Annotated in this window: 25 protein-coding genes; 12 read left to right on the forward strand and 13 right to left on the reverse strand. The window is 42.7% G+C overall.

Features of this window, described 5'->3' with window-relative positions; genetic code table 11:
- Positions 1–21: 21 nt before the first annotated feature.
- Positions 22–411: a VOC family protein gene (locus B3C94_RS09085; RefSeq protein WP_293902334.1), complete on the reverse strand. Its 390-nt coding sequence runs from the start codon at positions 409–411 to the stop codon at positions 22–24.
- Positions 412–484: 73 nt separating this feature from the next.
- On the opposite strand from B3C94_RS09085, the gene B3C94_RS09090 reads away from it, so the two are divergent.
- Positions 485–1654 (forward strand): MFS transporter, encoded by a 1170-nt coding sequence (locus B3C94_RS09090; RefSeq protein ID WP_293902337.1) that lies wholly within the window; start codon positions 485–487, stop codon positions 1652–1654.
- 1 nt (position 1655) lies between these two features.
- Complete coding sequence (locus B3C94_RS09095; protein ID WP_293902340.1) at positions 1656–2408, forward strand: DeoR/GlpR family DNA-binding transcription regulator; 753 nt, start codon at positions 1656–1658, stop codon at positions 2406–2408.
- A gap of 64 nt (positions 2409–2472) precedes the next feature.
- Here B3C94_RS09095 and cobA read toward each other — a convergent pair whose 3' ends face one another.
- Entirely contained in the window at positions 2473–3243 is a 771-nt protein-coding gene (cobA, locus tag B3C94_RS09100) for a uroporphyrinogen-III C-methyltransferase (protein WP_293902343.1), read from the reverse strand.
- 198 nt (positions 3244–3441) lie between these two features.
- On the opposite strand from cobA, the gene nirB reads away from it, so the two are divergent.
- Genes nirB through B3C94_RS09120 form a run of 4 tightly spaced genes read left to right on the forward strand, consistent with a single transcriptional unit; the run spans position 3442 to position 7609 of the window.
- Positions 3442–5958 (forward strand): nitrite reductase large subunit NirB, encoded by a 2517-nt coding sequence (nirB, locus tag B3C94_RS09105; protein ID WP_293902346.1) that lies wholly within the window; start codon positions 3442–3444, stop codon positions 5956–5958.
- Positions 5959–5991: 33 nt separating this feature from the next.
- Positions 5992–6339 (forward strand): nitrite reductase small subunit NirD, encoded by a 348-nt coding sequence (gene nirD, locus B3C94_RS09110; protein WP_293902349.1) that lies wholly within the window; start codon positions 5992–5994, stop codon positions 6337–6339.
- A 49-nt stretch (positions 6340–6388) separates the two neighbouring features.
- On the forward strand, positions 6389–7201 hold the full coding sequence (locus B3C94_RS09115) for a formate/nitrite transporter family protein (protein WP_293902352.1): 813 nt from the start codon (positions 6389–6391) through the stop codon (positions 7199–7201).
- A 6-nt stretch (positions 7202–7207) separates the two neighbouring features.
- Complete coding sequence (locus B3C94_RS09120) at positions 7208–7609, forward strand: hypothetical protein (protein ID WP_293902355.1); 402 nt, start codon at positions 7208–7210, stop codon at positions 7607–7609.
- 66 nt (positions 7610–7675) lie between these two features.
- Here B3C94_RS09120 and B3C94_RS09125 read toward each other — a convergent pair whose 3' ends face one another.
- A complete protein-coding gene (locus B3C94_RS09125; RefSeq protein WP_293902358.1) occupies positions 7676–8368 on the reverse strand; it encodes a Crp/Fnr family transcriptional regulator in 693 nt (230 codons plus the stop codon).
- Positions 8369–8598: 230 nt separating this feature from the next.
- Positions 8599–8736, reverse strand: a complete 138-nt coding sequence (locus B3C94_RS09130; protein WP_293902361.1) for a hypothetical protein — start codon at positions 8734–8736, stop codon at positions 8599–8601.
- A gap of 231 nt (positions 8737–8967) precedes the next feature.
- Here B3C94_RS09130 and B3C94_RS09135 point away from each other — a divergent pair, with 231 nt between their 5' ends.
- From B3C94_RS09135 to B3C94_RS09145, 3 genes are all read left to right on the forward strand, one after another.
- Positions 8968–9492, forward strand: a complete 525-nt coding sequence (locus B3C94_RS09135) for a hypothetical protein (RefSeq protein WP_293902364.1) — start codon at positions 8968–8970, stop codon at positions 9490–9492.
- A gap of 8 nt (positions 9493–9500) precedes the next feature.
- A complete protein-coding gene (locus B3C94_RS09140) occupies positions 9501–10310 on the forward strand; it encodes an AraC family transcriptional regulator (RefSeq protein WP_293902367.1) in 810 nt (269 codons plus the stop codon).
- 231 nt (positions 10311–10541) lie between these two features.
- Positions 10542–12053, forward strand: coding sequence for a serine hydrolase domain-containing protein (locus B3C94_RS09145; RefSeq protein WP_293902370.1), 1512 nt, complete (start codon positions 10542–10544; stop codon positions 12051–12053).
- Here B3C94_RS09145 and B3C94_RS09150 read toward each other — a convergent pair.
- A complete protein-coding gene (locus B3C94_RS09150; protein WP_293902373.1) occupies positions 12047–12961 on the reverse strand; it encodes a helix-turn-helix domain-containing protein in 915 nt (304 codons plus the stop codon). The two genes, B3C94_RS09145 and B3C94_RS09150, sit on opposite strands and share 7 nt — an antisense overlap.
- A 69-nt stretch (positions 12962–13030) precedes the next feature.
- The gene (locus tag B3C94_RS09155; protein ID WP_293902376.1) at positions 13031–13882 is read right to left on the reverse strand and encodes an SDR family NAD(P)-dependent oxidoreductase; all 852 of its coding nucleotides are present in this window, start codon (positions 13880–13882) and stop codon (positions 13031–13033) included.
- Positions 13883–14090: 208 nt separating this feature from the next.
- On the opposite strand from B3C94_RS09155, the gene B3C94_RS09160 reads away from it, so the two are divergent.
- The 3 genes from B3C94_RS09160 to B3C94_RS09170 all read left to right on the forward strand — a co-directional run bounded on the left by B3C94_RS09160 (position 14091) and on the right by B3C94_RS09170 (position 16120).
- Entirely contained in the window at positions 14091–14552 is a 462-nt protein-coding gene (locus B3C94_RS09160; RefSeq protein ID WP_293902379.1) for a redoxin domain-containing protein, read from the forward strand.
- A 2-nt stretch (positions 14553–14554) separates the two neighbouring features.
- Complete coding sequence (locus B3C94_RS09165; protein WP_293902382.1) at positions 14555–15064, forward strand: DsbA family protein; 510 nt, start codon at positions 14555–14557, stop codon at positions 15062–15064.
- Between the two features lie 234 nt (positions 15065–15298).
- Positions 15299–16120: an alpha/beta fold hydrolase gene (locus B3C94_RS09170; RefSeq protein WP_293902385.1), complete on the forward strand. Its 822-nt coding sequence runs from the start codon at positions 15299–15301 to the stop codon at positions 16118–16120.
- Positions 16121–16196: 76 nt separating this feature from the next.
- Here B3C94_RS09170 and B3C94_RS09175 read toward each other — a convergent pair whose 3' ends face one another.
- The 7 genes from B3C94_RS09175 to B3C94_RS09205 form a co-directional block, all read right to left on the reverse strand.
- Positions 16197–17801 carry a sigma-54 interaction domain-containing protein gene (locus B3C94_RS09175; protein ID WP_293902387.1) on the reverse strand — a complete coding sequence of 535 codons (1605 nt, stop codon included), beginning with the start codon at positions 17799–17801 and terminating at the stop codon, positions 16197–16199.
- A gap of 24 nt (positions 17802–17825) precedes the next feature.
- Entirely contained in the window at positions 17826–19202 is a 1377-nt protein-coding gene (locus B3C94_RS09180; RefSeq protein WP_293902390.1) for a sigma-54-dependent transcriptional regulator, read from the reverse strand.
- 10 nt (positions 19203–19212) lie between these two features.
- Positions 19213–21435 (reverse strand): tetratricopeptide repeat-containing sensor histidine kinase, encoded by a 2223-nt coding sequence (locus B3C94_RS09185; protein ID WP_293902393.1) that lies wholly within the window; start codon positions 21433–21435, stop codon positions 19213–19215.
- Positions 21436–21516: 81 nt separating this feature from the next.
- The gene (locus B3C94_RS09190) at positions 21517–22182 is read right to left on the reverse strand and encodes a YoaK family protein (RefSeq protein ID WP_293902396.1); all 666 of its coding nucleotides are present in this window, start codon (positions 22180–22182) and stop codon (positions 21517–21519) included.
- Positions 22183–22187: 5 nt separating this feature from the next.
- A complete protein-coding gene (locus tag B3C94_RS09195) occupies positions 22188–22661 on the reverse strand; it encodes a Dps family protein (RefSeq protein ID WP_293902399.1) in 474 nt (157 codons plus the stop codon).
- A 4-nt stretch (positions 22662–22665) separates the two neighbouring features.
- Positions 22666–23100, reverse strand: a complete 435-nt coding sequence (locus B3C94_RS09200; RefSeq protein WP_293902402.1) for a DoxX family protein — start codon at positions 23098–23100, stop codon at positions 22666–22668.
- Positions 23101–23112: 12 nt separating this feature from the next.
- A complete protein-coding gene (locus B3C94_RS09205) occupies positions 23113–24996 on the reverse strand; it encodes an amidohydrolase (RefSeq protein WP_293902405.1) in 1884 nt (627 codons plus the stop codon).
- Positions 24997–25000 lie beyond the last annotated feature (4 nt).

Below are 25000 nucleotides of genomic sequence, written 5' to 3' on the forward strand. Positions count from 1 at the left end.
CTGTTTTTTGTAAAGCGTGTATTAAGCCACGATTTCTATTGGATTGCCTTCCGGATCAAGTATGACACTTTCATAATAACCGTCGCCCGTTGTTCGCGGTTCACTTTCAACGGTATAACCATCGGATCTCAATCGTTCTGTTAGCGTATCGACAGCTTCCTTTCCACCAACGACAATAGCCAAATGGGTATAGCCTCTGCTCAGACTCCTGTTGAAGGCTTGTGTTGTAATATCCATGCGTTTCATGATCTCCAGTCGCGCGGCACCTTCTTTAAATATCAAAAAATAGGATGAAAATCCTTTCATTGGATTGTGATACTTTTCTCCGCTTACTGTACCAAAGTACCGGGCATAAAACTCACGTATTTTCTCGAGGTCATCGACCCAGATCGCAAGATGATCTATCTGCATAACAATTTTTAGTTACTTTATTTTGCAATATTATGCAAATTTGCATAATATTGCAAAATAAATTCTTTTTAATATGGTGGACAAAACGATAGTTAGGGGAAAGACAGCGACACAGGTCATGTTTTTGGTATGCGGACTAGCCTTATCAAGTTGGGCCCCGATGGTGCCATTTGCAAAAGATCGCCTGGGTCTTAATGACGGTGAGCTGGGACTTCTGCTCTTGTTTTTAGGTGGAGGTGCGCTGTTGACGATGCCCCTTTCGGGGTTTTTAATCGGGAAAGTCGGAAGTCGAAAGGTGATTTTGATTGCAGGACTCATTGCTGCCCTCGTGCTCCCTGTATTGCTGATGGTAACAAACAGCTATCTAATGGCTGGCGTTCTTTTTATATTTGGTTGCAGCATTGGGGGAATAGATGTAGCCATGAACGCACATGGTGTGCAGGTTCAAAATGCGATGGGCCGGCCTATTATGTCGTCTTTGCATGGATTGTTTAGTGTGGGCGGTCTATTTGGATCGATCGGCTTGGGTTTTTTGATCAAGATGGGATTAAATCCCATTTATGCAGCAGTTACGATAGCGATTCTATTAGTATCGCTGCTGCTCTTACAGTATCGGAAGCTACTGGATTATCAGAAGGAAAAGGAGATAATTGTACGTTTTTCCCATATTGATGAGACCAAGCTGTCCAAGGATAAATTTCAATGGTTCAGGTGGAGTGTGCTGATACTCGGACTGATGTGTTTCATTGCTTTTCTTTCGGAGGGCGCAATGCTGGATTGGAGTGCGATATTCTTACGGGATCACAAAGGGGTTTCTTCGGAGTTTACGGGAATTGGATATGCCGCATTTTCGATAGCGATGGCAGTCATGAGGCTACAGGGGGATCGGTTGGTCAGTAAGCTAAATAGTCATGTTGTCGTGATCGGCGGGAGCTTGTTGGCTGCATTGGGAATTTTGATCGTGGTAGGCAGCCCCTGGTTATCTTTAACGCTCTTTGGGTTTGTCTTATTGGGATTAGGTGCTGCTAATATTGTTCCGGTATTTTTTAGTGAGGGCGGCCGTATAGAAGGACTTTCACCAACAATCGCAATTCCGGTTATTTCAACGATGGGTTATGCCGGCCAGCTGGCCGGACCAGCACTTTTAGGGGTCATTGCACAGTATTTTTCTTTGATCATTGCATTCGAAACAATAGCTTTGCTGTTTATAGTGGTAGCCCTTATCTACAAATTCAGAAAGTAACATGATGTTGAAAGAAGAACGCTTTGAGATTATTCTCCGTGAATTGGAGAGCCGAAGGAAGGTTAAATTTGAAGAGCTTGCCGTATTGCTGGCTGTATCGGAAGATACCATTCGCCGGGATATAGACCTTCTCTATCGTAATGGACTGCTTTCCAAAACTAGGGGCGGGGCCATGCTTCGCGAAAAAGATCCCCTTACTTTTCAGGATCGGCAATCATTTCTGACCAAAGAAAAGGATGTTATTGCGCTAAAAGTCCAGCAATTTCTAAAAGATGGAATGACCGTATTTGTGGATGGCGGTACAACGATCTGGGCGGTTGTGAATGCCATGCCATTGGATATCCGGATTCGGATGATTACAAATAATTTTTCCATCGTGCCGCTGATTGAAAAATTTAAAAATGTAGAACTGATCTTTTTGGGGGGCAACTATGAATCTGATCTGGCAGTAACCTCAGGGATAACCACCTGCGCGGAGGTTGCTAAATACAATGCTGATCTTTTTATTATGGGAACTTGTGCTGTAGATCCGGCGCTTGGAGTCTCCGCGATTTCGGCTACAGATGGTGAAACGAAGAAGATGATGGTGCAATGTGCCCGGAAGACTATCGCGTTAGCTAGCCGGAACAAGCTTTATCAAGTTGAACTGTTCAGGGTCTGCAGTATAGATTCGCTCAACGCATTGATTACAGATCTGGACTCCAATGATCCTGAACTGAATTCCTTTAGAAATAAGGATCTCCAGATTGTCTAAACTAGCTGAAAATAGCATCTACATCCCATACTCACAGGTTGGTAAACAAAATCTCAAAATATTGTCAACAGTGTTTTATAATGTAGCGTTGTTCGGCAGCATGCGCCAATGTATGCTGTAAATCTACGACGTCGCCGATAACAATGATGGCAGGATGTCCCATGTTATGCTCTTTGCTTATTCTCACGAGGTCTTTAGCTTTGCATAAAACATGTTTTTGTTGCGGCAAACTAGCGTGTTGTATAATGGCGGCGGATGTTTCACCTTTGCCATAGAGTACATAAGTGCGGGCGATTTCATCGAGCTTGCGCATGCCCATATAGATTACCACAGTGGATTTGCTCTGAACAGCTAGGGTTAGATCTGTTGCCAGGCTGCCATCTTTTTTCATTCCTGTCAATGCCCAAACGCCTTCGCTGATGCCGCGATGTGTCAATGGAATATTGTTGATTCCAGCGCCTTGCATGCTACTGATTCCGGGGATATAAGAAACTGTTATGTTTTTTTCTTGTACTGTTAGCCATTCTTCAAAACCTCTTCCAAACAGATAAGGATCGCCGCCTTTTAGACGAACTACATTGTCATAGCGTTCGCAACACTGTAAGATAAGTTTATTAATTTCTTCCTGTGGTACATATTTTCCATAAGGATGTTTGCCAACATCATGTTTTATGCAGTTTTTGTCTGCGATTTGAAGTATTTCTTTATTAATTAGGTTGTCATAGAGGATAACTTCTGCGTTTTCTATTGCTTTATATGCTTTCAGCGTGAGTAATTCGGGATCTCCTGGGCCAGAGCCTACAATAAATAGAGTTTTTTGCTTTAATTTTTCCATTATATTCTTGTTTTGTGTATTTATTTATGTGAATTTATTAAAAAATATGATTAAAATCATGTTTTATTTTATTTTTTATAAGTTTTTAATGAAAAAGTATGATAAAAATAATATTTATTTTGATTTTTTGATTTTTTATTCCATAAATTAGTGTTGTTGAAATTATAAATTGATTTTTTATAATAAAAAAATGAAATTATGGGTGTAAAAAAGGTAGTTGTTATCGGAAACGGTATGGTTGGTAATAAGATTTGTGAAAAATTAAAGCAGAAATCTAATGAACTAGATGTAATTATATTCGCAGAGGAACCAATTCGAGCTTATGACCGGGTTCATCTGACAGATTACTTCAAAATTTCGTCAATTGATGAGCTTTTTATGTTGCAAAATGATTGGTATGCGGAAAATAATGTTAAAATTCATTTAGATGATCCAATTGTCGCTATAAATCTCTTGAAAAAAGAAGTGAAATCCTCAAAAGGTATCGAAGTCAATTATGATTATTTGGTCTTTGCGACAGGCTCTTCCCCTTTTGTTCCTCCCATTCCGGGTATTGAAAAAGAAGGGGTGTTTCTCTACCGTACTATTAAAGATATGGACCTAATTAAAGCTTATGCGGCAAAAGTCAAAACCGGTACGGTCATGGGGGGTGGACTTTTGGGACTTGAGGCAGCTAAGGCATTGGTGGATCTTGGTTTGGAAGAAACGGCTGTAATCGAATTTGCTCCGCGTCTAATGCCGCGTCAGATTGATGATAGTGCGAGCGTGCTTTTACAAAATAAACTTGCAGAATTGGGCTTAAGTTGCTTATTGCAAAAATCCACGAGTCAATTGCTTGGTGATACTCACCTTACAGGAATTGCTTTTAGTGACGGTACTTCGATAGCGACAGATCTGCTGGTGATATCTGCTGGTATACGGCCCCGGGATGAGCTCGCCCGTAAAATTGGACTGGACGTTGGTGAAAGGGGTGGAATATTGGTTAATGCGCAGATGCAGACCTCTGATCCTGCAGTTTATGCTATCGGCGAGTGTGCCTTAGTGGATGATATGATCTATGGTTTGGTAGCACCGGGCTATGAAATGGCTGAAATTGCGGCAGCTCATATCGTGGGAGATAAAAAATCCTTTAAGGGATTTGACATGAGCACCAAACTGAAACTGATGGGAGTCGATGTGGCTAGTTTTGGAGATCCATTTATCAGCGAACCTTATGCACGCACGATCTTATTGGAGGATCGTAATAAAGGTATTTATAAACGATTGAACGTAAGTACGGATGGAACGCGTCTGCTGGGAGGGATACTTGTCGGGGAAGCGGAAAGTTACAACATGTTGCTTCAAATGGTTAATAATAGTATGCCGCTGGCAGCACATCCGGAACTTCTTCTCTTTGGCCAGCAGAGCGAAAGCAAGTCAGCTTCTTCTGGTCTAGAGGCTCTTCCCGATGAAGCATTGATCTGCAGTTGTGAAGGTGTCTCCAAAGCACAGATCTGTGATGCTGTAATAACTGGTCATTGTGAAAATGCAGATGCGGTAAAGAAATGTACTAAAGCCGGATCGGGATGTGGTGGCTGCGTGCCGATGGTCAAAGACCTTGTTAATTACACGATGAAACAGCAAGGGAAATATATCAGGAATACCATCTGTGAGCATTTCGATCTGAGCCGTCAGGAACTATATGATCTAATCAAGATCCATGAATTGAAAAGTTACGATCATGTATTGGATGCGCTGGGTCATGGGCATGGTTGCGAAGTCTGTAAACCTTTGGTATCTTCCTTACTTGCGAGCCTTTGGAACGAGATGATTCTTGGCAAGGGCAATGATGTGGCTCAGGATAGTAATGACCGTTATTTGGCCAATATACAGAAAGGTGGGACCTACTCCGTGGTTCCGCGCATTCCGGGAGGTGAAATTACCCCAGATAAACTAATTGTTATCGGGGAGGTCGCCAAGAAGTATAGCTTGTATACAAAAATTACGGGCGGACAACGCATCGATCTATTTGGTGCACATCTCAATGATCTGCCGTTTATCTGGGAGGAACTTATTGCAGCCGGCTTTGAAAGTGGACATGCTTATGGCAAGGCGCTGCGGACTGTCAAAAGCTGCGTGGGCAGTACCTGGTGTCGTTTTGGGCTGCACGATAGCGTTTCTTACGCGATACGGATAGAGGAACGTTACCGTGGTCTACGTGCTCCACATAAGATAAAGTCGGCCGTTAGTGGCTGTATCCGCGAATGTGCCGAGGCGCAGAGTAAGGATTTTGGAATCATTGCGACGGAAAAAGGCTGGAACCTCTACGTGTGCGGTAACGGCGGAAGTAAGCCGCAACACGCTTTGCTGCTTGCCTCGGATGTCGATAGTGAAACCTGCATCCGCTATATTGACCGTTTCCTGATGTTTTATATCCGCACTGCAGATCCGCTGACTCGGACTGCTACCTGGCTCAATAAAATGGAAGGGGGAATAGATTATTTAAGGAATGTCGTGGTCGAGGATAGCTTGGGTATGGGGGAGGTTTGGGAACAGGAAATGCAGTTGCTCGTCGATAGTTATCGCTGTGAATGGAAAGTAGCTGTAGAGAATCCGGAAATTCGCAAACGCTTTGTCCACTTTGTAAATGCACCAGAAGAGAAGGATGAAACTGTTCGCTTTGATAGCTTTCGCGGACAGAAAAAAGCAGCTGATTGGAACCTGAGTACTTATTAAATATAAAATCGCTAAACCTTTAATTGAAATCATATGAACACGCAAATTGACATGAAATGGCTGAAAGCTTGTCGGATAGAGGATGCTATTGAAAACGGCGGAGTCTGTCTTAAATTGAATAACGAACAGGTGGCTTTGTTCTATTTCGCCCGCCGCAATGAGTGGTATGCCACACAAAATGAATGTCCGCACAAACGGCAGATGATTTTAAGTCGCGGTATGTTGGGGTCTTTGGGCGAAACGCCTAAAGTCGCTTGCCCATTCCATAAGAAAACCTTTGCGTTGGACACCGGCGAGTGTCTTTCGGGTGATGAATGTGCCATTAAGACTTATCCTGTGAAGGTGGAAAATGGAAGTGTTTTTATTGGAATGATTGCTTAGGCGGAATAAAAAAATAATTAAATCTAGCACCGTTTAAAACAAAAATACGATGGATTATATTAGCCCCAAAGAGGTAGCTGGTGCCATGATGAACACCGCTATCTACAAATCATCACTTCCGGTCAAAGATCTACTGATACGGGGTGCATTGTCAGGTGCCTTATTGGCAATTTCTGTAACGCTTGCATTGTTGGCCACTTCCCAGACTGGATTGGGATTAGTCGGCGCTTTTGTTTTTCCAGTAGGATTTGTTATCATCGTCATCCTTGGCTTGGAACTGGTGACAGGCAGTTTCTCCCTGGTTCCTTTGGCTTGGTTTGAAGGTAAAATCAATTTTAAGGCTATGGCCAATAATTTGTTCTGGGTTTTTCTCGGAAATTTAGTGGGGAGTGTTCTCTTTGCAATTTTGTTTTGGGCTGCCAGCACAGAAACTGGGCAGTCGAGCCAGCTCGGAAATATCGAACAGAGCTTGGTTCTGATCAGTGAAAAGAAAACCCTTGGATACAGCGCCCATGGTGTAGCAGGCTTGTTTTCGGCCTTTGTTAAAGCTGTATTGTGTAATTGGATGGTTTGTATGGGTGTGGTGATGTCCATGACATCCAAGTCTACCCTTGGTAAAATACTGGCAGCAGGTATTCCGATCTTTATATTCTTTGCATTAGGCTATGAGCACGCGGTGGTCAATATGTTTGTGATTCCTGCCGGAATGATGTTCGGTGCAAAAGTGACTATCTCCGACTGGTGGCTGTGCAATCAGCTAATCGTAACAGCTGGAAATATTGTCGGCGGATTGCTGTTTACGGGGATGGCTATCTATTATACCTATCATCAAAAAGAAAAAGTGTCGACTTCACAAAACTAGATTTTTATGCATCAGATAAAACAATTATTGGTGTTACCTCTACTGTTGGTTATTTGCATGGGGTCTTACGGTCAGGAAAAAACAGTCAAAGGTAGTTTGTTTGAGGGAATTGCTGTGGCGGGATATACGGATCATGGTGCTTATATTAATTGTACTGGACCAGCTGTGAAATATATATTCAGTCCAAAAAGTTGCCTGTTGCTGGGTTTATTGCCGAGCTTAAAACTTAAAGAAGATAAGGTTGAAGCGGGGAAGCCAAAGAACTCTTGGGTAACACCCACTCTCGGGTTTGGTTTAACGGCCGTAATCCGACATATCGCCATTCAGCTGCCAGCATTTTATGCGGCGAAAACGGGTACTGCTGATGGTAAGTGGCGTTTGGGTGTCGGTATAGGCTATAAATTTTAATGCGATGTATTTTTAGGGAAATATATGGTTTGGGAGTCGTTAGCTGTCACGGACGGTTTCGCTCCCCTATTTTTCTTCCGAGAGATCATGCAAAAGTTGGAAGTTTTTAATAAAAATATCTTTTTTGTCCATCGCTATCACCTCTAGATCGATAAGTTCACCTAGCATGCGGTAGACGGTCTCGTAAGTAGTACCTACATAGGACGAAAGATCTTTTTTGCTTAAACTAAGTCCGATATATCCGTTCGTGTTTTTCTCGCCAAAAATACGATAGATTAACAATAGGCTCCAAGCAAGCCGGTTTTTAACAGGAAGTTGTGTCAGTTGGGTCATCTTCTGCTCAGAAAGATGTAATTCGTCTGCAAAAAATAACATCAACTGGTAGCTCAATTCGGGATTTATGCGTAGTGTGGACAGAAAAAACGGCAATTCGACGAAGCAGAGCTGCGTGACATCCAAGGTCGTTGCCGAAATGGGATAGACGGTTTGTTCTGTACTGATACCGCGATGGCCTACAATATCTCCCTTTTTTGCAAAACGAACAATGGTTTCCTTATCTCCAAGATTGCGGTGAACTTTGACGAGTCCAGACTGGATAAAATAAATACCTCTAACCGACTCCCCCTCGGTGATAAACTGCTCGCCTTTTTTCAATTTAATATTTTTTCGGTGCAAGTCGATCTGTCCAAGCCAGTCTTGTAAGACATAACGGCACATAACGCAGGAGTGGTCGCAAGTATTTACTTTTTTCGATTTCATGAAGGCCTGATTCGTATAATGGATGGTGTTTTAGCTGTTCAAAGTTATTATCTATTCGTTTAAAATCCTAATGTCAATTATGCTTGAATCCAGATAATAGAACCTTAAGGCTATCCAGCGCCTCTTCTAGTAGGAAAAAAGTCGAATTGTTGACAAAGGTTTCGTAATTTGTATTGATCTGTTCATTTTTCCACCGATAGAGTGCTTTGAGATCTTTTGGTATTGCAATATCATATCGGTATCGCAATGTCATATTTCTGTTCAAGGGCCCTAATCTCTTCTGTCGATAAACGGGACTGTAAATCGGTATACTGCTCGGGTCTTAAATTTTCAATAGAACTGTCCGATGTTGCTAGCATCTGTTGCATAATGGTCGGTTTTTGATGTATTAATAAAGTTAGTCATAATTAACTGCGTATACCAATAGTGCTGCGCCCTAGTGATCGCGGGAAAAGTTAAAAAACTTAATAAGTATTTAATGGGAATTAATGTAAATTTATTTCAGCATAGAGCTATAGTATGCTTGTCGTCAGATAAAACGATAGTATGTGTTGAATTGTTAATAACACAGGTATACCCTTTTAATTTACTGAATATACATGAAAAAGATCGAACTTATTCCACTCGTTGGAATTCAAATCGAAGGTATTGGTCAGGTTGATCTCGGAGCGAACCGTGCCGAGGTCCAACGTTTACTTGGTGCACCCTCGGATGCACTGGACGACCAATACTATTATGATGAACTCGAACTGAGACTTGTTTTTAATGGCCAGGGAGTCTTGGAATTTATAGAAAGTACAAATGGACCCAATCCGGAAAAAACGGAGATCAGCATTTATGGTGTTAATCCATTTCAGGTGGAAGCGACTGAACTTGTAACGATCTTAACGGATAAAAACCAGGGTGAGGTCGACGACGCTGAAGCAGGATATTGCTATACATTTTTGAATAGCTCCGTTGGTGTGTGGCGACAGATGACCGAAGAGGATGTGCAGGAAGAGATCGAAGAAATCAAAGCCGATGGCGAATACGAAGATAATGCGGATATGCTATTGGAGGATCTTGAAAAATCGAAATTCTTTTGGACGATAGGCATCGGCGTTGAAGGGTATTACGTACCGTAAAGTAAGACGTGGAACAGCTCAAAGCAGGCACCTACTTCGGTGCCATCAATAGGAAAATTAATTCCAATGAACTGCTTGTCTCAGATGCTATTTATACGCTGGAAAAAGTGGATTGGCATTACCATGAAAATCCGTATTTTACGTTTATTCTGGAGGGAAACCTACTGGAGGGCAGCAAAAAAGGAATTCATCATTGTACTGCAGGGGACCTGCTTTTTCATAATTGGCAGGATGCTCATTACAATAGAAAGCCCGATGGCCGTACCCGGGGTTTTCATATTGAACTAAGTCAAGACTGGCGCTGGAACGAGGTGGCAGCGTTGCATCTCCTGGAAGGTAATATGGATATCCAAATGCCAGAGGTAAGGTTGCTCTTTCATAAGCTCTTTTTAGAATCTTTCGATCTGGATAACAGTTCGGGACTTACAATGGACAGTTTACTCTTAAATGTATTTTCTTTGCTGCATCGGGACCGGGTAGTGAGCGAACGTAAAGTTCCTCAATGGGTGTATATGTTACGTGATTATTTGCGGGCGAATTTTAACAAAGAGCTGAAACTGACAACTATTTCCCATACGCTCGATCTGCATCCCGTTTATCTGTCCCGTGAATTTTCCCGGTACTTTGGCGTCACGATGGGGGATTATATCCGCAAGTTGAAAGTGGAAAATGCCGTATTGCTACTTCGTGAACCTAACCATTCGCTAACCGAGATAGGTTATAAATCAGGTTTTTCCGATCAAAGTCATTTTATACGTTGTTTCAAAAGTTTGTTCGGATCGACACCCGGGGAGTATCGAAATAAGATCAATTCCTAAAAAGTTAATTTCATTCTATTTTGTTCATTTGGCCCGCACTAATTTTATACAAGTAGATTGAACAAAACTTTATGAACTATTTTTTTTTTATTTTTTTTCTTAGGCTTTCCGCAGTGGCTGAGTGCACAGTACCAGTCGGAACGTGATACTTTGCAGGTTCATTTTAATCAGAAAATACCGGGTGAAATTCTGTTTGCAAGTTCACAGCAATTATTGCAAAAAGAAGAGTTTATGCACAGCTATGTGCTCTCACCTAAAAGTAATCTGTTTGTTGCTATCAAACTACAAAAACCATTGATCTATTATCAACAGATCTTAGCGCCACAGCTTACAGATACTGAACTCTTTCAGCAGGGTAATTTTCAGTTTACACTATGGATAGATGGAAAAGTAATCTATCGCAGTAATTTATCGCCGGGAGCACCGATGCAGGAGATGCAGTGTAAAGAAGTAACCTTTAAGCGTCCCCTGATTGATCAAATCAACGGACAGGGATCCTGGTCTGAATCTTTCTGGAATCGTTTTCTTTTTAATGGTGGTGAAAAAGCGCTAACGGATGGACAACATCATCTTAAGATGGAAATCAGACCTTATGTAAATGCAGATAATCTCTTAGTCGGTGATATTATTGCAAGTGGAGAGCTGCAACTTTCTGTCAGCTTGAATCCAGTGATAGATCCAGATAAATATAAACTACAACATCCAGCGACCTATCCTGGCCTGAAGGTGTCAAAAGCGAAGTTTGACCGCCGTAGGATACAGCAGCTAAAAGGGATGATTGAAGAGGGTATTTTTAAAAAGCTGAACGGAATCGTTGTATTAGAGCATGGAAGCCTTTTGATAGAGGAATATTTTAATGGTGAAAATAGGGATAGTCTGCATGATCCCAGGTCGGTCGGCAAGAGCTTCGCTTCGACATTAACCGGTATCGCTATTGCGGACGGGTACATTAAAAATGAAGATCAAACGCTGGATCAATGCTATGATTTTGAGAAATATCAACATCCTGATCCTGATAAAAACAAAACAACAATCCGTGAATTATTGACCATGAGTGCTGGCTTTGATGGTAACGATGAAGATCCCACTAGTCCCGGTAATGAGGAAAATATGTATCCTACAGCAAATTGGGTAGACTTTACCTTAGATCTTCCTTTTCGAAAATCGCTACAGCGACAATGGCATTATTTTACTGCTGGAGTCGTTGTATTGGGAGATCTACTCGATAAACAAGTGCAAGGTGGATTGGAGTCTTATGCAGATAAAAGACTATTTGTTCCATTGGGAATACGGAAATATCGCTGGGAGCATACGCCGCAGGGGGTGCCAAATACCGCTGGCGGTATTCGAATGAATGCACTTGATTTTGCCAAGTATGGTCAACTGTATAAGAACGGTGGGCACTGGAATGGCAAGCAGATCCTTCCGCAAGCCTGGGTCGAAAAGAGCCTTTCCAAACAGCTTATGATTCCTGAAAGAGAAAAAGAGTATTATGGATACCTGTTTTGGAACAAGTGCTTTCATGTTGGAAGTAAGGCCTATGAAGCTTATTATTGTGCCGGAAACGGAGGAAATTACATTATAATAATGAACGATATTCCCTATGTGATCGTTATCACAGCCAGTGCCTATGGTCAAGCTTATGCACATAAGCAGGTGGACCGGATTGTCAGCGAATTTTTGCTTCCGGCTTTGCTTAATACTGGTCAAAGATCGCTACCTCAAGTGCCTTATTTTTACTGAAATAGCTGCCTAAACTCCAGAGGACTCTGCTGTGTATTCTTTTTGAAAACTTTGCTGAATGACTGCGGATGCTCGAAACCTAATTCATAGGCAATTTCACTGATGGACAGGGAGCTGGTGCTCAAGCGCAATTTAGCATACTCGATCATTTTGTGCTGAATATGCTGCTGGGTGTTTTGCTGTGTATAGATGCGGAGCAGGCTGCCAAGATAGTTTGGCGATAGATTGAGCTTTTGTGCTAGAAAGCTGACGGTCGGAACACCGTGCTCAGCGAGTGAGTCTTGCTGAAACTGTGCGGATAGCAATTGCTCAAACTTGGTAACAAGCTCTTGTGTCGATCGTTTGCGGGTAATAAACTGCCGTTCGTAGAATCGTTCGGCATAAATCAGCAAGCGCTCAATCTGTTTGATAATGAGTTCGCGGCTGAATTTATCGATATTAGACTGATATTCCTTTTCGATATTCTGAAGAATATCCACGATCACGGCTTCTTCTTTGTCTGAAAGAAAAAGTGCTTCATTGACCTGATATTGGAAAAAATCATAATGGTGAATATGTTTTGCGAGTTCGCTGTTCCATAGAAAATCAGGGTGGATCAACAGGATCCAGCCGCTGGGCTGGGCCTGTATTTCCTGGTTGATCTCCACTTTTAAAAACTGCAGTGGGGATATAAAAGTGAGTATGCCCGAATCAAAATCATAGTGCTGTTGCCCATAGTTGAACCGGGCATTTACATTTCGCTTTAAACCGATCGAATAAAAATGCTGTATCCAATTCAATTTGCTGTCATTTACGGGATAATGTACCTGACTATAGTCGACTAAGCTGATCAATGGATGCTCAGGTTTTGGCAGTCCGCAGAAGCTGTGGAATTCCGTTAGGGAATGAAAGCGAAATGTATTCTCCATTTTATAAATTTACTTATTTTCTTGTTTTGTTGCCGTTTAATTTACATTGCTCCTCACGAGCGCTGTGGGTTATTTGAGGGATTGTTCAAATCCGGTTGAAACCGTATAGCTTTTCCATTTTTCGATTTCAGCGGTCAGCATATTGACTTTGTTTTTGGCTAGTTCGTAAGCGTCTTCGCCCATCAAAAAATGAAGGGGTGGCTGCTTCAGGGTGCTCAGCTCGATCAACAAGGTTGCCGCTTTCTGTGGATCATTTGCCTGATTACCGTGGATCTGATGCAGGTGTGCGGCTTCGTTTTCTCTCGCAGTGACGTAGGCTGCAATTGGATTAGCTGCGGTATGTAAAGATCCTTCGGATAAAAAATCAGTTCTGAAGTAGCCCGGATACACGAGGGTTGTGTGTACGCCGAAGGGCTCCATCTCGGCAGCAAGGGCCTCAGTAAAACCTGCGACGGCAAATTTGGTGGAACAGTAGACTCCAAATGCTGGATAATTTCCTACAAGGCCACCAATGGAGGCAATATTGAAAATATGCCCCGATTGCTGGTGCCTCAAATGAGGTGCGATATGCCGGATGGTATTGAGAGATCCAAAGACATTGACCTCAAAGTTGCGGCGCGCTTCCCAGTCACTGAGCTCCTCCAGAGTGCCTGTTTGGCCATACCCTGCATTGTTGACGAGTACATCAATCCTTCCGAAATAATCAATTGCCGAGAGCACTGCGCGGGCAACGTCTTTGTCATTGGCAATGTCGACTTCAAGGGGTAAAAAATTCTCCTGATCGCCGATTTCATCTTCCAATGCCTGTTTTGATCGTGATGTGGCAACGACAAGGTAATCTTGGGCGAGCAACTCTTTAACGAGGCTGAGGCCTAGTCCTTTGGAGGCGCCAGTGACGAACCATACTTTTTGTGATTTCATGTGTTTCTATTTTTAATAATGGATGTTACAAAAGTGATGAATCGACGAACGGCAAATGTAGGCAGATCAACGGATCTTGTAGCCAGATCGTGGGTAAGCAATTTTTTCTTTAAAACAATTTTTCCTTTTGAGTGCTTTATTTAATAGTGGTACCAATCTTTTTGAGGGTCGGCACCTCAAATGGTAGTTAAACTTTAAAGACGTTGATATGTTGCAAAAAAATGATATTGCACCCGATTTTACCCTGTATGCGACACCGGATCAAAAAATTAAATTATCAGAATTTAAGGGGCATAATGTGATATTGGCATTTTACCCGGCAGACTGGAGTCCGGTATGCAGTGATCAAATGGCGCTGTATAATGAAATGCTCAAATATTTCAAAAAGTATGATGCGGAGATCATGGGTATTTCCGTTGACAGCAAATGGTGTCATATGGCTTTCGCACAGTCCCGAAAACTGCATTTTCCGCTTTTGGCTGATTTTGAGGGCAAGGGTGAGGTAGCCAAACAATATGGTGTTTACGATGAAGAGGAAGGTGAGTGCAAGCGCGCGCTTTTTGTGATTGATAAGGAAGGGGTTATTGCCTGGAGCTATCTGTCACCGACTGCTGTCAATCCGGGTGCAGATGGTATTATCGAGGCGTTGGAGAAACTTAAATCAAATTAATTATGTCACTGAAACCGAAGGTCAGCAATGCTGACCATATACTGGGAAATGGCCAGGCGGATCTGACTATTGTCGAATATGGGGACTACCAATGTCCACATTGTGGTGCAGCCCACCCAATTATAAAAGAAATGATGGCCGAACTGGGAAGCCAGATTAAGTTTGTATTCCGCAATTTTCCGCTTTCGGAAATGCATCCTTATGCACGGCCCGCTGCACTGGCAGCTGAAGCAGCAGCGCTGCAGGGGAAATTTTGGGAGATGCATGATGCCATTTACGAAAATCAGAACCTGCTGGGTGCAAGATTGCTGCTGGATATCGCCGAACAACTGGATTTGGATATGTCGAAGTTTAAATCTGATATTCAGGATCAAGAACTGCTGGATCGTGTAGATGCTGATTTTGAAAGTGGCATGCTGAGCGGCGTAAATGGGACCCCTACTTTTTTTGTTAACGGACAGAAATTTGATGGTGGAGCGGAGGATCTGGTTCAGGTTTTGGGTGAAAACTGAATATATGATTACTACTTAAGTAACAGTGAACATACAGCAAGAAGCCTCCTGCAGGAAAATAGAACCTATCGTAAAAAACGAATGATTCGGCTGTATAAATAACGATATATCGTCGTTTTTAAATAGAGTGTTAATCTTTAAACAGGTTCAATTAGAGTTATTTATGTTTTTTGGATTGCTCATTGCAATTCGAAATCATATCATGTAAACAATAAAAAACATAAAGTATTCATTATGGCAACATTCAAAGTTCAAGACGGAACAGAAATTTATTACAAAGACTGGGGGACAGGACAACCGATCGTTTTTCATCACGGCTGGCCTTTATCCAGTGACGATTGGGACGCGCAGCTGATGTACTTCCTCCAAAAAGGTTACCGCGTAATTGCGCACGATCGTCGCGGACATGGGCGTTCTACGCAAACCGCAGATGGTAATGAGATGGATACCTATGCATCGGACATTGCACAATTAGTAGAAGCATTGGATTTAAAAGATGCCATCCATATTGGTCATTCGACCGGGGGAGGTGAGGTTGTTCGTTACCTGACCAACCACGGTACATCACGTGTCTCAAAAGCTGTATTGATTAGTGCGGTTACACCGACGATGGCCAAAAGTGCGACTAATCCGGATGGCGTGCCAATGGAGGTTTTTGACGAAATTAGATTGAATACGGCAACCCGCAGACAGCAATATTTTCAAGACTTTACGCTTGCTTTTTATGGCTATAACAGGGAGGGAGCGAATGTGCAGCAAGGTGTGATGGACAATTGGTGGCGGCAAGGAATGATGGGCGGTATCAAGGCGCATTACGACTGTATCAAGGCCTTCTCGGAAACTGATTTTACCGAAGAGCTTAAAAAAGTGGAGATTCCTGTATTGGTATTGCACGGTGAAGATGATCAGATTGTACCGATTGATATCACAGGTAGAAGAGCTGCGGAGCTGGTAAAAAATGGTACATTGATTACTTATCCCGGATTCCCACATGGAATGCCTACGACCGAAGCGGAGACCATCAATAAGGATATTTTGGCTTTTATAGAGAAATAAGGTATCCAGTTGATCAAAAAATAGTTTTTAAATAGTTGTATAAGCCATTCCCAGCGACGGGTAATGGCTTTCTTGTTTATTCTTTTGAATGTGAAAATTTCTTGCCAATGCCCAGTTTTTTCATTTTTGATTGGAGCGTTGTAGCAGGAATACCTAGAATAGTTGCGGCCCCGTTCGGGCCGGAAATACGTGCATGACAACTGCGTAGCACCCAAAGAATATATTCTTTTTCAAAATCTGCCAGACTTTGTAAACGAAAATCAGGAGCCCTGCTTTCTCCTGCAAAATGAGCTTCAGTAAAAAAAGGGATTTTCTTTATGGTAGGCTCTTCTGTTGATAGAATGGAGCGCGTTATGACGTGCTCGAGTTCGCGGATATTACCCGGCCAAGAATGCAAATGGAGTCGCTGCATCACTTTTTTGCCTAGCTGCTTAGGAGTGCTTTCTCCAGCATGTTTTATGAGAAAGTGCTGGACCAAATGTGGGATGTCTTCCTTTCGTTCACGAAGGGAGGGGAGTGTAACAGGAAATGCACTGATCCGGTAATATAGATCGGATCGAAAGTTGCCGGTCTTCACTTCGGCTTGCAAGTCCTTGTGTGTGGCACAGACAATGCGCACGTCTACAGGAATGTTTTTATTTCCACCTACACGCTCAATTTCTTTTTCTTGCAAAACGCGTAGGAGTTTTGCCTGAAGTGTTAAAGAGAGCTCTCCAATTTCGTCCAGAAAAAGTGTTCCGCCGCAAGCCAGTTCGAACTTTCCGATTTTGCGCTTTACAGCACCGCTAAAACTTCCTTTTTCATGTCCGAAAAGCTCACTTTCGATCAATGTTGGAGCAATAGCCGCGCAGTTGACTTTTATCAGTGGATGGGTTGATCTTGGTGAAAGATAATGTACAAGGTGGGCAGCGACTTCTTTGCCCGTTCCGCTTTCACCTTGGATAAGCAGACTCATCTCTGAAAGTGCTGCTATTTTGAGTTGTGATTTTACGGCTTGTATCAGATCACTCTCTCCAATCATCTGCGGAGCTGAACGGTCTTTTTCCTTCGTGTAATCCAGAGCTGGCGGAACGAGATCTGTTGAACTAGGTAGTTTGTTTATCATGGCAGCATTTACTGACCGTTCATATAACAGTATATTACCGATGGTTATGCCAAGTTGAGGGATCAAATTTTTAATGCGGTACTCAAGTTGAGAATCGATATGTTCTAGTCTTTTATACCCTAGACTTAAGATGCCCCAACGTTGGTCGTGTACGCGAAAAGCTTTGGATACGATTGCTTTGGTACCCTCCTGTAAAGAGCTGAAAAAGTTTGTTGGAAACGAGCTATCTCTTTTTAAAATATCGTTTGCGCGATGTAGAATGGGATCTGCGGCATGGATGCATTCTTTGAAGTACTGATCTTTACAGCTTCGTGATCTATCCTTGCTCGTGTTTGCCCTCTTTTTGGAATCAAAAAGAGTGGTATAATTAATCTCCCGGTCGTCGGCAATAAATAGTGAAAACCAATTCTGCCCCAACAAATTATAGATGTCGTTTTGAAGCGAATCCAATGCAGCTAGCGTATGAAGAGGAGCGATTTTCTGATTTATAGCAATTTGAGCAATCTGCTCGATTTCGCGTTGCTGGATACGAGCATAGATCGCTTGTGTATCTGATCCTACGGCTTTGTTTTGCATGAAGGTAATATGCTAGTTTTGTTATCAATAAAAGTCGGGTTTAATACCATATTTTTTCATTTTGCTATACAGACTGGATGAGCTGATCTGTAAGATTTCTGTTGCCCCGCCTTGACCTGAAACTTTGCCTTTGCAGGATTCAAGAACGCGTAAAATGTGGTCTCGTTCGATCTCCTCGAGAGAGCCTAATTTTTGATCTGGAGAATCCGAAGGGATGAGCTTACTTTCCAAATGTTCAGCAAATATCATTTCGTTGATGACAGGATCTTTTGCAAGTAGAACAGTTCTTTCAATTAGATGTTGCATTTCCCGGATATTTCCGGGCCATGGGTAAGTTTGCATCTGCGCAAGGGCGAGGGGAGCAAAGGCTGTGATATTTTTTTTAAGCTTTGTGGCATACAATGCCAGGAAATAATTAGCCAATATTTCAATATCTTCCGTTCGCTTGCGAAGAGGTGGAATGGCAATTGGAAAAATGTTGAGCCTGTAATAAAGATCCAGTCTAAAGTGGCCTAGGGCGACTTCTTGTTCTAGGTTGCGGTTGGTCGCGGCGATAATACGTACGTTAATCTTGACGGGCAGATCTCCGCCTACACGGTCGATTTCTTGTTCTTGGAGCACCCGGAGTAATTTGGTCTGCGCTTCTAGAGGCAATTCACCAATTTCGTCCAAAAAGATCGTTCCGCCGTCTGCCAATTCAAATTTGCCGATTCTTCGATTTTGTGCGCCAGTAAAAGCCCCTTTTTCATGTCCAAATAGTTCAGACTCAAGTAGGGATAATGGTATGGCAGCACAGTTGACCACAACCAAAGGCTGATGCTTCCGTAATGATTGCTGATGTAAAGACTGGGCAATCTTTTCCTTGCCTGTACCGCTTTCTCCCAGGAGCAAGACGGAGGTATCTGTTGGCGCTACTAATTCGAGCTGTGATAAGACCTCTTGAAAGGCCTGGCTTCGACCAATGATTTGGGGTTTACCAGTTTTATGTTGAACTTCCTTAATTTGGGGTTCCTCAGGTTTGTTTTCAGTATTGAATCTTTCATTGGCAATATCGAGCATAATGAAAAGATCCTTTTCGCGAAATGGTTTTGTCAAAAAACCATAGGGCCTAGCCTCTTTAACGGCTTCCAAAATACCCTGGTTGGTATTAGCCGAGATAAATAAGAAGGGTATCTCTAGTTTGTTCAGCTCAAAAGCGAGGTCAATGCCTGTTTCGTGCCCTTTTAATATGATGTCTAACAGTACCCAGTTAGGTTTTTCTGCAGCGATGATCGTCTTGGCTTGTGTCACTGAAGACGCAATGCCAATAACCTCATAGCCGTGCTTTTTGAGAATCATTCTGAGATCATTAGCGACGATAAATTCGTCTTCTACAATTAAGATCTTTTTTCCTTTTTGCATAAAATTCGTCTTAGATTTCACCTTCTTTTTGTGAAAATTGGATAGTAATAAAAACACCCTGATCGGATACAAGTCTGAATTCACCCTCGAGCTGGGAAGTCAACCCCTGCATAAGATTCATTCCGAAAGAGTCACTTTCACCGTCATCTATATTTTTCTGTAGACCTACACCATTGTCTGCGATACTCAGAATCAGATCATAGGGTGAAGCTTTTGTTCGTTTAAAACTAATAAAAACGGTTCCTTCGCGATGGGAAAAAGCATGTTTGATGGCATTATTGATTGCCTCGTTGAGGATTAGTCCAACAGGGACAGCTTGTCCCACATCCAACGTAATCTCATCGACCTGTATTTTAAATTGGATTGATTTTTCGGACTGAAAGCTATCCTTCAGGTAGTCGGTCAGCTCCTGAATATACCATTTCATGTCGATGCGCGAGAGGTTGTCTGTTTGATATAATTTTTGGTGAATCAGGGACATCGCATGCATCCGATTTTGACTATTCTGAATGGCACTGATGGCATCCGCATTATCCAGATAAGCCGATTGGGTGTTTAACAAGCTGATGATAATCTGCATATTGTTTTTGACCCGATGGTGAATTTCTTTGAGAAGCCACTCTTTTTCTGCTATAAGCTGCTTCAACTTCTCGTTCTGCGCATTGATCTCTTCTTGTTTAAGGGTAAGCTTCGCATTGCTTCTTTTTTTGATGCTATTTTGTACATATAGGAAACCCGCAAAGATAATCAGGATGATTAAGCTACCGATGAAAACGTATCTGATAATGGCTTCCCGTTCCAGTAACGATTTTTGCAATTGGCCTTTTTGCTTGAGAAGCAAAATATCATGATCTTTCTTTTCGGTGTCATAATCAAGTTGCAAAGCCGTTAGTTCTTTGGCGCGGTCGACACTGTTGATGGAATCGTTGATGGTTTTAAACGCTGTAAAGTTTTTAAAAGCAGATTTGAAATCTCCTCGGGCGGAATCTGCAAGGTAGTAGAGTTTACGCAATTCGGATAGACGAAGTAGACTGCTTTCTTTGTTCAGGGAGCGTTCTATTTCTTCGAGGTAAGGGTACATTTGTTTTATTTGACCATCAGCAAAGAGGTAGCTTGAGATACCGACCATCATAATATGACGCTCCTGTCCGGTAATGTTTCCTGTTTTGTAGTATTTTAAAAGCTCTTGATAATAAGGGAATGCTTTTTTCGTATTCTTTTCTCTTGTATACAGCATGGTATACAAATACGCATAACGGATGGCATAAACATCTGTTGCATAATCTTTCGTGACATTATTGAGCAGGTTCAGGGCATCTGCTGTTCGGTTTAAGCGCGAAAGTATTGTCGCTAGATTGAGGGTGACGGTATGCACTGCATAACGGTCGCCTTTATCTTTGGCAATTTCAAATGCCTTTTGGTAATTTTCTAAGGCTTCTTTGTTGGATTTGAGATCGTAATATATTAGTCCGACGATATTGTATACCGCTGCCATATCGTCTTTGGAGGTTTTTATACGCTCATTTTCTACAATTGCTTTACCTTGTAAGGCATACTTTAAAGCTTCCTTGAGTCGTAACTGCATCCTGAGATTACCTGCAATCATAACAAGTTCCTGACTGATGTTCAATTCGCGATTTTGCTTTTTCAGGAGCGCGGCGTTATACGCTTTTTGGATCGCTTCAGGATAGCTACCGTAGTTTGAAAGTGAGCTGGCCTGCTCCATTAGTATTTTTGCTTCGAGTAATTTATCGCCGGCCTTTTTAGCTTGTTGAATTGCTTGCTCAAAGAATGCTGTTTTTTGCTTAAATTCCACATCTTTTATGTCATTGGCCATGGAGAGATAAATCACGGCAGAAGCTTTCGAAAGCTGATTTTTGTTTGCAAAGTGTAAACTGGCTTCCTTTTGGCTTTTTGCCATCGAGGGTTTCCCCATTTCTTCCTGGATTCGTGCATCCAGAAGCATATTCAGGGCGGCATCGGTTTTGAGGTTTTCGGCGAGATGTAACTTTTGGGATCGGCTATTCAGCCATAAGGCACTATCGAGATCTTCTTTTAACTCACCGGGTTTTTCGAGGTAAGATTTGGCAGCTACATAAAGCAAACGTGCTTTTTGTCCGGTGTTCTGTTCAGTTTTAATGCTGTCCAATACACGTCGAAGATAGCTGTTGTCCTGACCAAATGTACAATTGATCGTAAGGATTAAAAAACTAAATAGTAGATAGAATCTCATCAAGATGACTTATGTTAAAGACAGGGCAAGATATCGTCAGACCGATAACTTGCCCTGTTGGGCGCAATGCCAGTATCTTATTTACTGGTCTTTGTCTTTTGAAAGAAAATAACAGATCAGCATTGCTATGCCTGCAAATATAATAGAACTTAATCCAAATTGTTTACCAAAATAAGCACCCGCCAAACATCCGATGAAAAAACCGGACAAGGTGATTAGCTGTTTACCAAAACTGACATTGGTGTCAGGATTTTGGAATTTGTTGGCAATTAAGACACAAAGGTCCAAAGATGCCTGCGTAACATTTCCGGTCATCATGGTCGTGGGACCATGTGTTGCTTTAACAAACAGTTTTCCGAATGCATTCTGCATTCCCAAGGCGAATACAATAAGCATAACGAGTCCATACATAATGGTTTTGGACTCCGCCACTGGAAGAACAATCGCTAAGAGTCCTGCTAGGGCGAGTAATAGCGCTTCCACGAAGAGAACTGTATTTTTCTTGTGTGAACGTGAGGTCAGCCATCCACCTATCATTACCGCGATTACGAATACCGGAAATGTAGCTAATTTGATCCAGGCAGTAATATCTCCACCGTTAATGAGCTGGTATGCAAAAACAATAAAGTTACCTGTGACGTGGGCAGAGAATATTTTGTCGGCAGCAACAAAGGTTACAGTGTCACAGTAACCACCTACCAGCGTAAGAACTAATGTAGTGATGCTTGCGTTATTTTGATTTTCCATAGTTTTTATTTTAGGTGTGCGCGTAACATCCAAGCCATTTTTTCGTGTGTTTCCAGTAGTCCTGTGACATAGTCACTCGTCCCGGCATCCTTCAGGTCAGTAGCCAGATGATCGATGTTTTCACGTAATGAAATAATAATGCTCTCATGGTCGACCAATAATTCTTTGATATAGCCTGCGCTATCGTTGCTTGATCTGTTTTCTTCGGTCAACTGTGTTAAAGCAAGGAATTGTTTTAAGCTCGCAACGGCGTAGTGGCCAAGGCTCCGGATACGCTCCGCGAGGCTGTCAATTAACTCGTCAAGCTCATTATACTGAGCTTCGAAAAAGAGATGCTTGTTATAAAAATCGGCTCCTTCAATGTTCCAATGCGCATTTCTCGTTTTGGTATAAAGAACATACTCGTCGGCTAATAACTTAGAAAGAATCTGTGCAGATGCTGCGAGGTGGTTTTCATGAATTCCTATATGTGGTTCCATATGTTTAATGTGTTAAAAGTTGATAGATATAATGATCAATTGAATAAGTTCCCGGACCGATCAATAGTAGTAAAAGCAGGCATAGCGTATACATAAATGGAATATCGCGAACTTCGCGGGAATCGTTCCTATGGACGACAAAATAACCTACAGCTGTGACGCCAATAGTGGGCAGTATGGCCAAGCGGCCCAATAGTCCGGCGGCGATAAAAAAGGGAACTACGGTATCGGCAAACTGCGCTACCGCCGCATTGAGCTTTTCAGGGAGATGCAAGGGGTTAGGAACATGTTCCGGTTCGGCATGTGGTCCTTTCTGTATTTTTTTGAGACCATGAACGGTAAGCAGTTCCCAAGCCAAAAGCAAACGGAAAATCAATATCGCCGCATTGTTAACTGTGTTGCCTAGGTCGGTATAAAAGAGTTTTTGAAGTATTTCCATTATTTTTCGTAATTAAAAAGCAAAGCATGAACAACCTAAGGCGCCCCAAAATGCCGTGTAATTGTTGATAGCGATATCGCTCATACGCGCATGGTTGTGATCGTGTGCATGCACCTGACAGCTGCCGCTACACAGATGTACGGTATTGACAATACTGCTTTGTGTCGCCGAGGTTGCTATACGGCTATTTTGAGCTGTTTTTGAAACGCTATAATAACCGCCGTAGCTTTTCGTTGGTGACCAATCGGGTAAAACTGGGATCGGCGGAGGAGAGAAGGAACTAAAATCGCCTTCTGCATAGACAATCTTGCCTCCCACGATGGTGAGTTCCGATTCGATCTCCTTGATGGATTCATCGTCTACTGTAAAATAGTCGTTGTTGAGGACCGTTAAATCCGCTAACATTCCCACCGCGATATCTCCTTTTTTCTGCTGCTCCTGTGAAAACCAGGCGCTCCCCTTCGTATAAAGCTGTAGCGCTGTCAGGCGGTCCAGTCTGCTGTTTTGATATATCTGTAGTCCGCCCACAGTTTTGCCTGCAGTAAGCCAATACATCGATACCCATGGGTTGTAACTGCTTACGCGTGTCGCATCCGATCCACCGCCAACAGGTACTTCCATGGCTAGCATTTTTTTGACCGGAGGTGTTTGTTCGGCTGCGGTAGCACCATAGCGATCGGCAAAATATTCGCCTTGATAGGCCATGCGGCTTTGGATAGCGATACCACCACCTAAGGCTTTTGTGCGTTCGATATTGCGTTCATCGATTGTCTCGGCATGATCAAAAATCCAGGCTAGGCCATCGAATGGAGTATCGCGGTTGACCTTTTCGAACACATCCAAAAATCGACTGATGCTTTCGTTGTACGTTGCATGCAGCCTGAACGGCCATCTGTTGCTGACGAGCAGGCGGACTACTTTTTCGAGTTCGGCTTCCATATTTTCACCAAGATCGGGTCTTGGCTGAAGAAAATCCTCAAAGTCTGCTGCCGAGAAGACCAGCATTTCGCCAGCACCATTGTGACGGTACATTTCGTCACCCTGATGTAGAGGAACGCTATCTATCCATTGCTGGAAATCTTCATATTCATGCTTAGGTTTCTGTGTGAAGAGGTTGTAAGCAATACGCACTGTGAGCTGGTCTTCCCGATGTAGATCACTGATGACTTTGTAATCGTCCGGATAGTTTTGAAAGCCTCCGCCGGCGTCGATGACACTCGTAATGCCGAAGCGATTCAATTCCTTCATGAAATGGCGCGTTGAATTGATCTGCTCTTCGTAAGGAAGTGTGGGACCTTTGGCCAAGGTAGAATATAAAATCATGGCGTTGGGAGAGGCAATCAGTAGGCCTGTGGGATTTCCCTTGCTATCGCGTTCAATGGTGCCGCCCGGAGGGGCTGGTGTATCCTTGGTGTAACCTACTGCGCGGAGCGCTGCTGCATTTAAGAGTGCTCTGTCATAAAGATGAAGAATAAAAACGGGCGTATCTGGTGCGATCGCATTGATTTCCGCCAAAGTAGGCATACGGCGTTCGGCAAATTGAAATTCGGACCAGCCACCCACGACACGTACCCATTGTGGGTGTGGGGTTCGATCGACTTGCTCTTTCAGCATACGCAAGGCATCTGCCAAAGATGGGACGCCATCCCAGCGCAGTTCTAAATTATAATTAAGTCCGCCACGGATTAAATGGATATGCGAGTCATTAATGCCAGGGACAGCCCGTTTGCCCTTTAGATCAATTAGCTTTGTATTTGTACCGCTAAGTTTAAGGACATCATTGTCCAATCCTAAAGCGATAAATTTGCCATCTTTGATTGCAACTGCAGTCGCTGCCGTCTGCGTGCTGCCGAAATGGGTTATTTTCCCATTATGAAGAATTAGATCTGCTTTCATAATT

The sequence above is a fragment of the Sphingobacterium sp. UBA5670 genome (genome assembly GCF_002420705.1).
GTDB lineage: Bacteria > Bacteroidota > Bacteroidia > Sphingobacteriales > Sphingobacteriaceae > Sphingobacterium.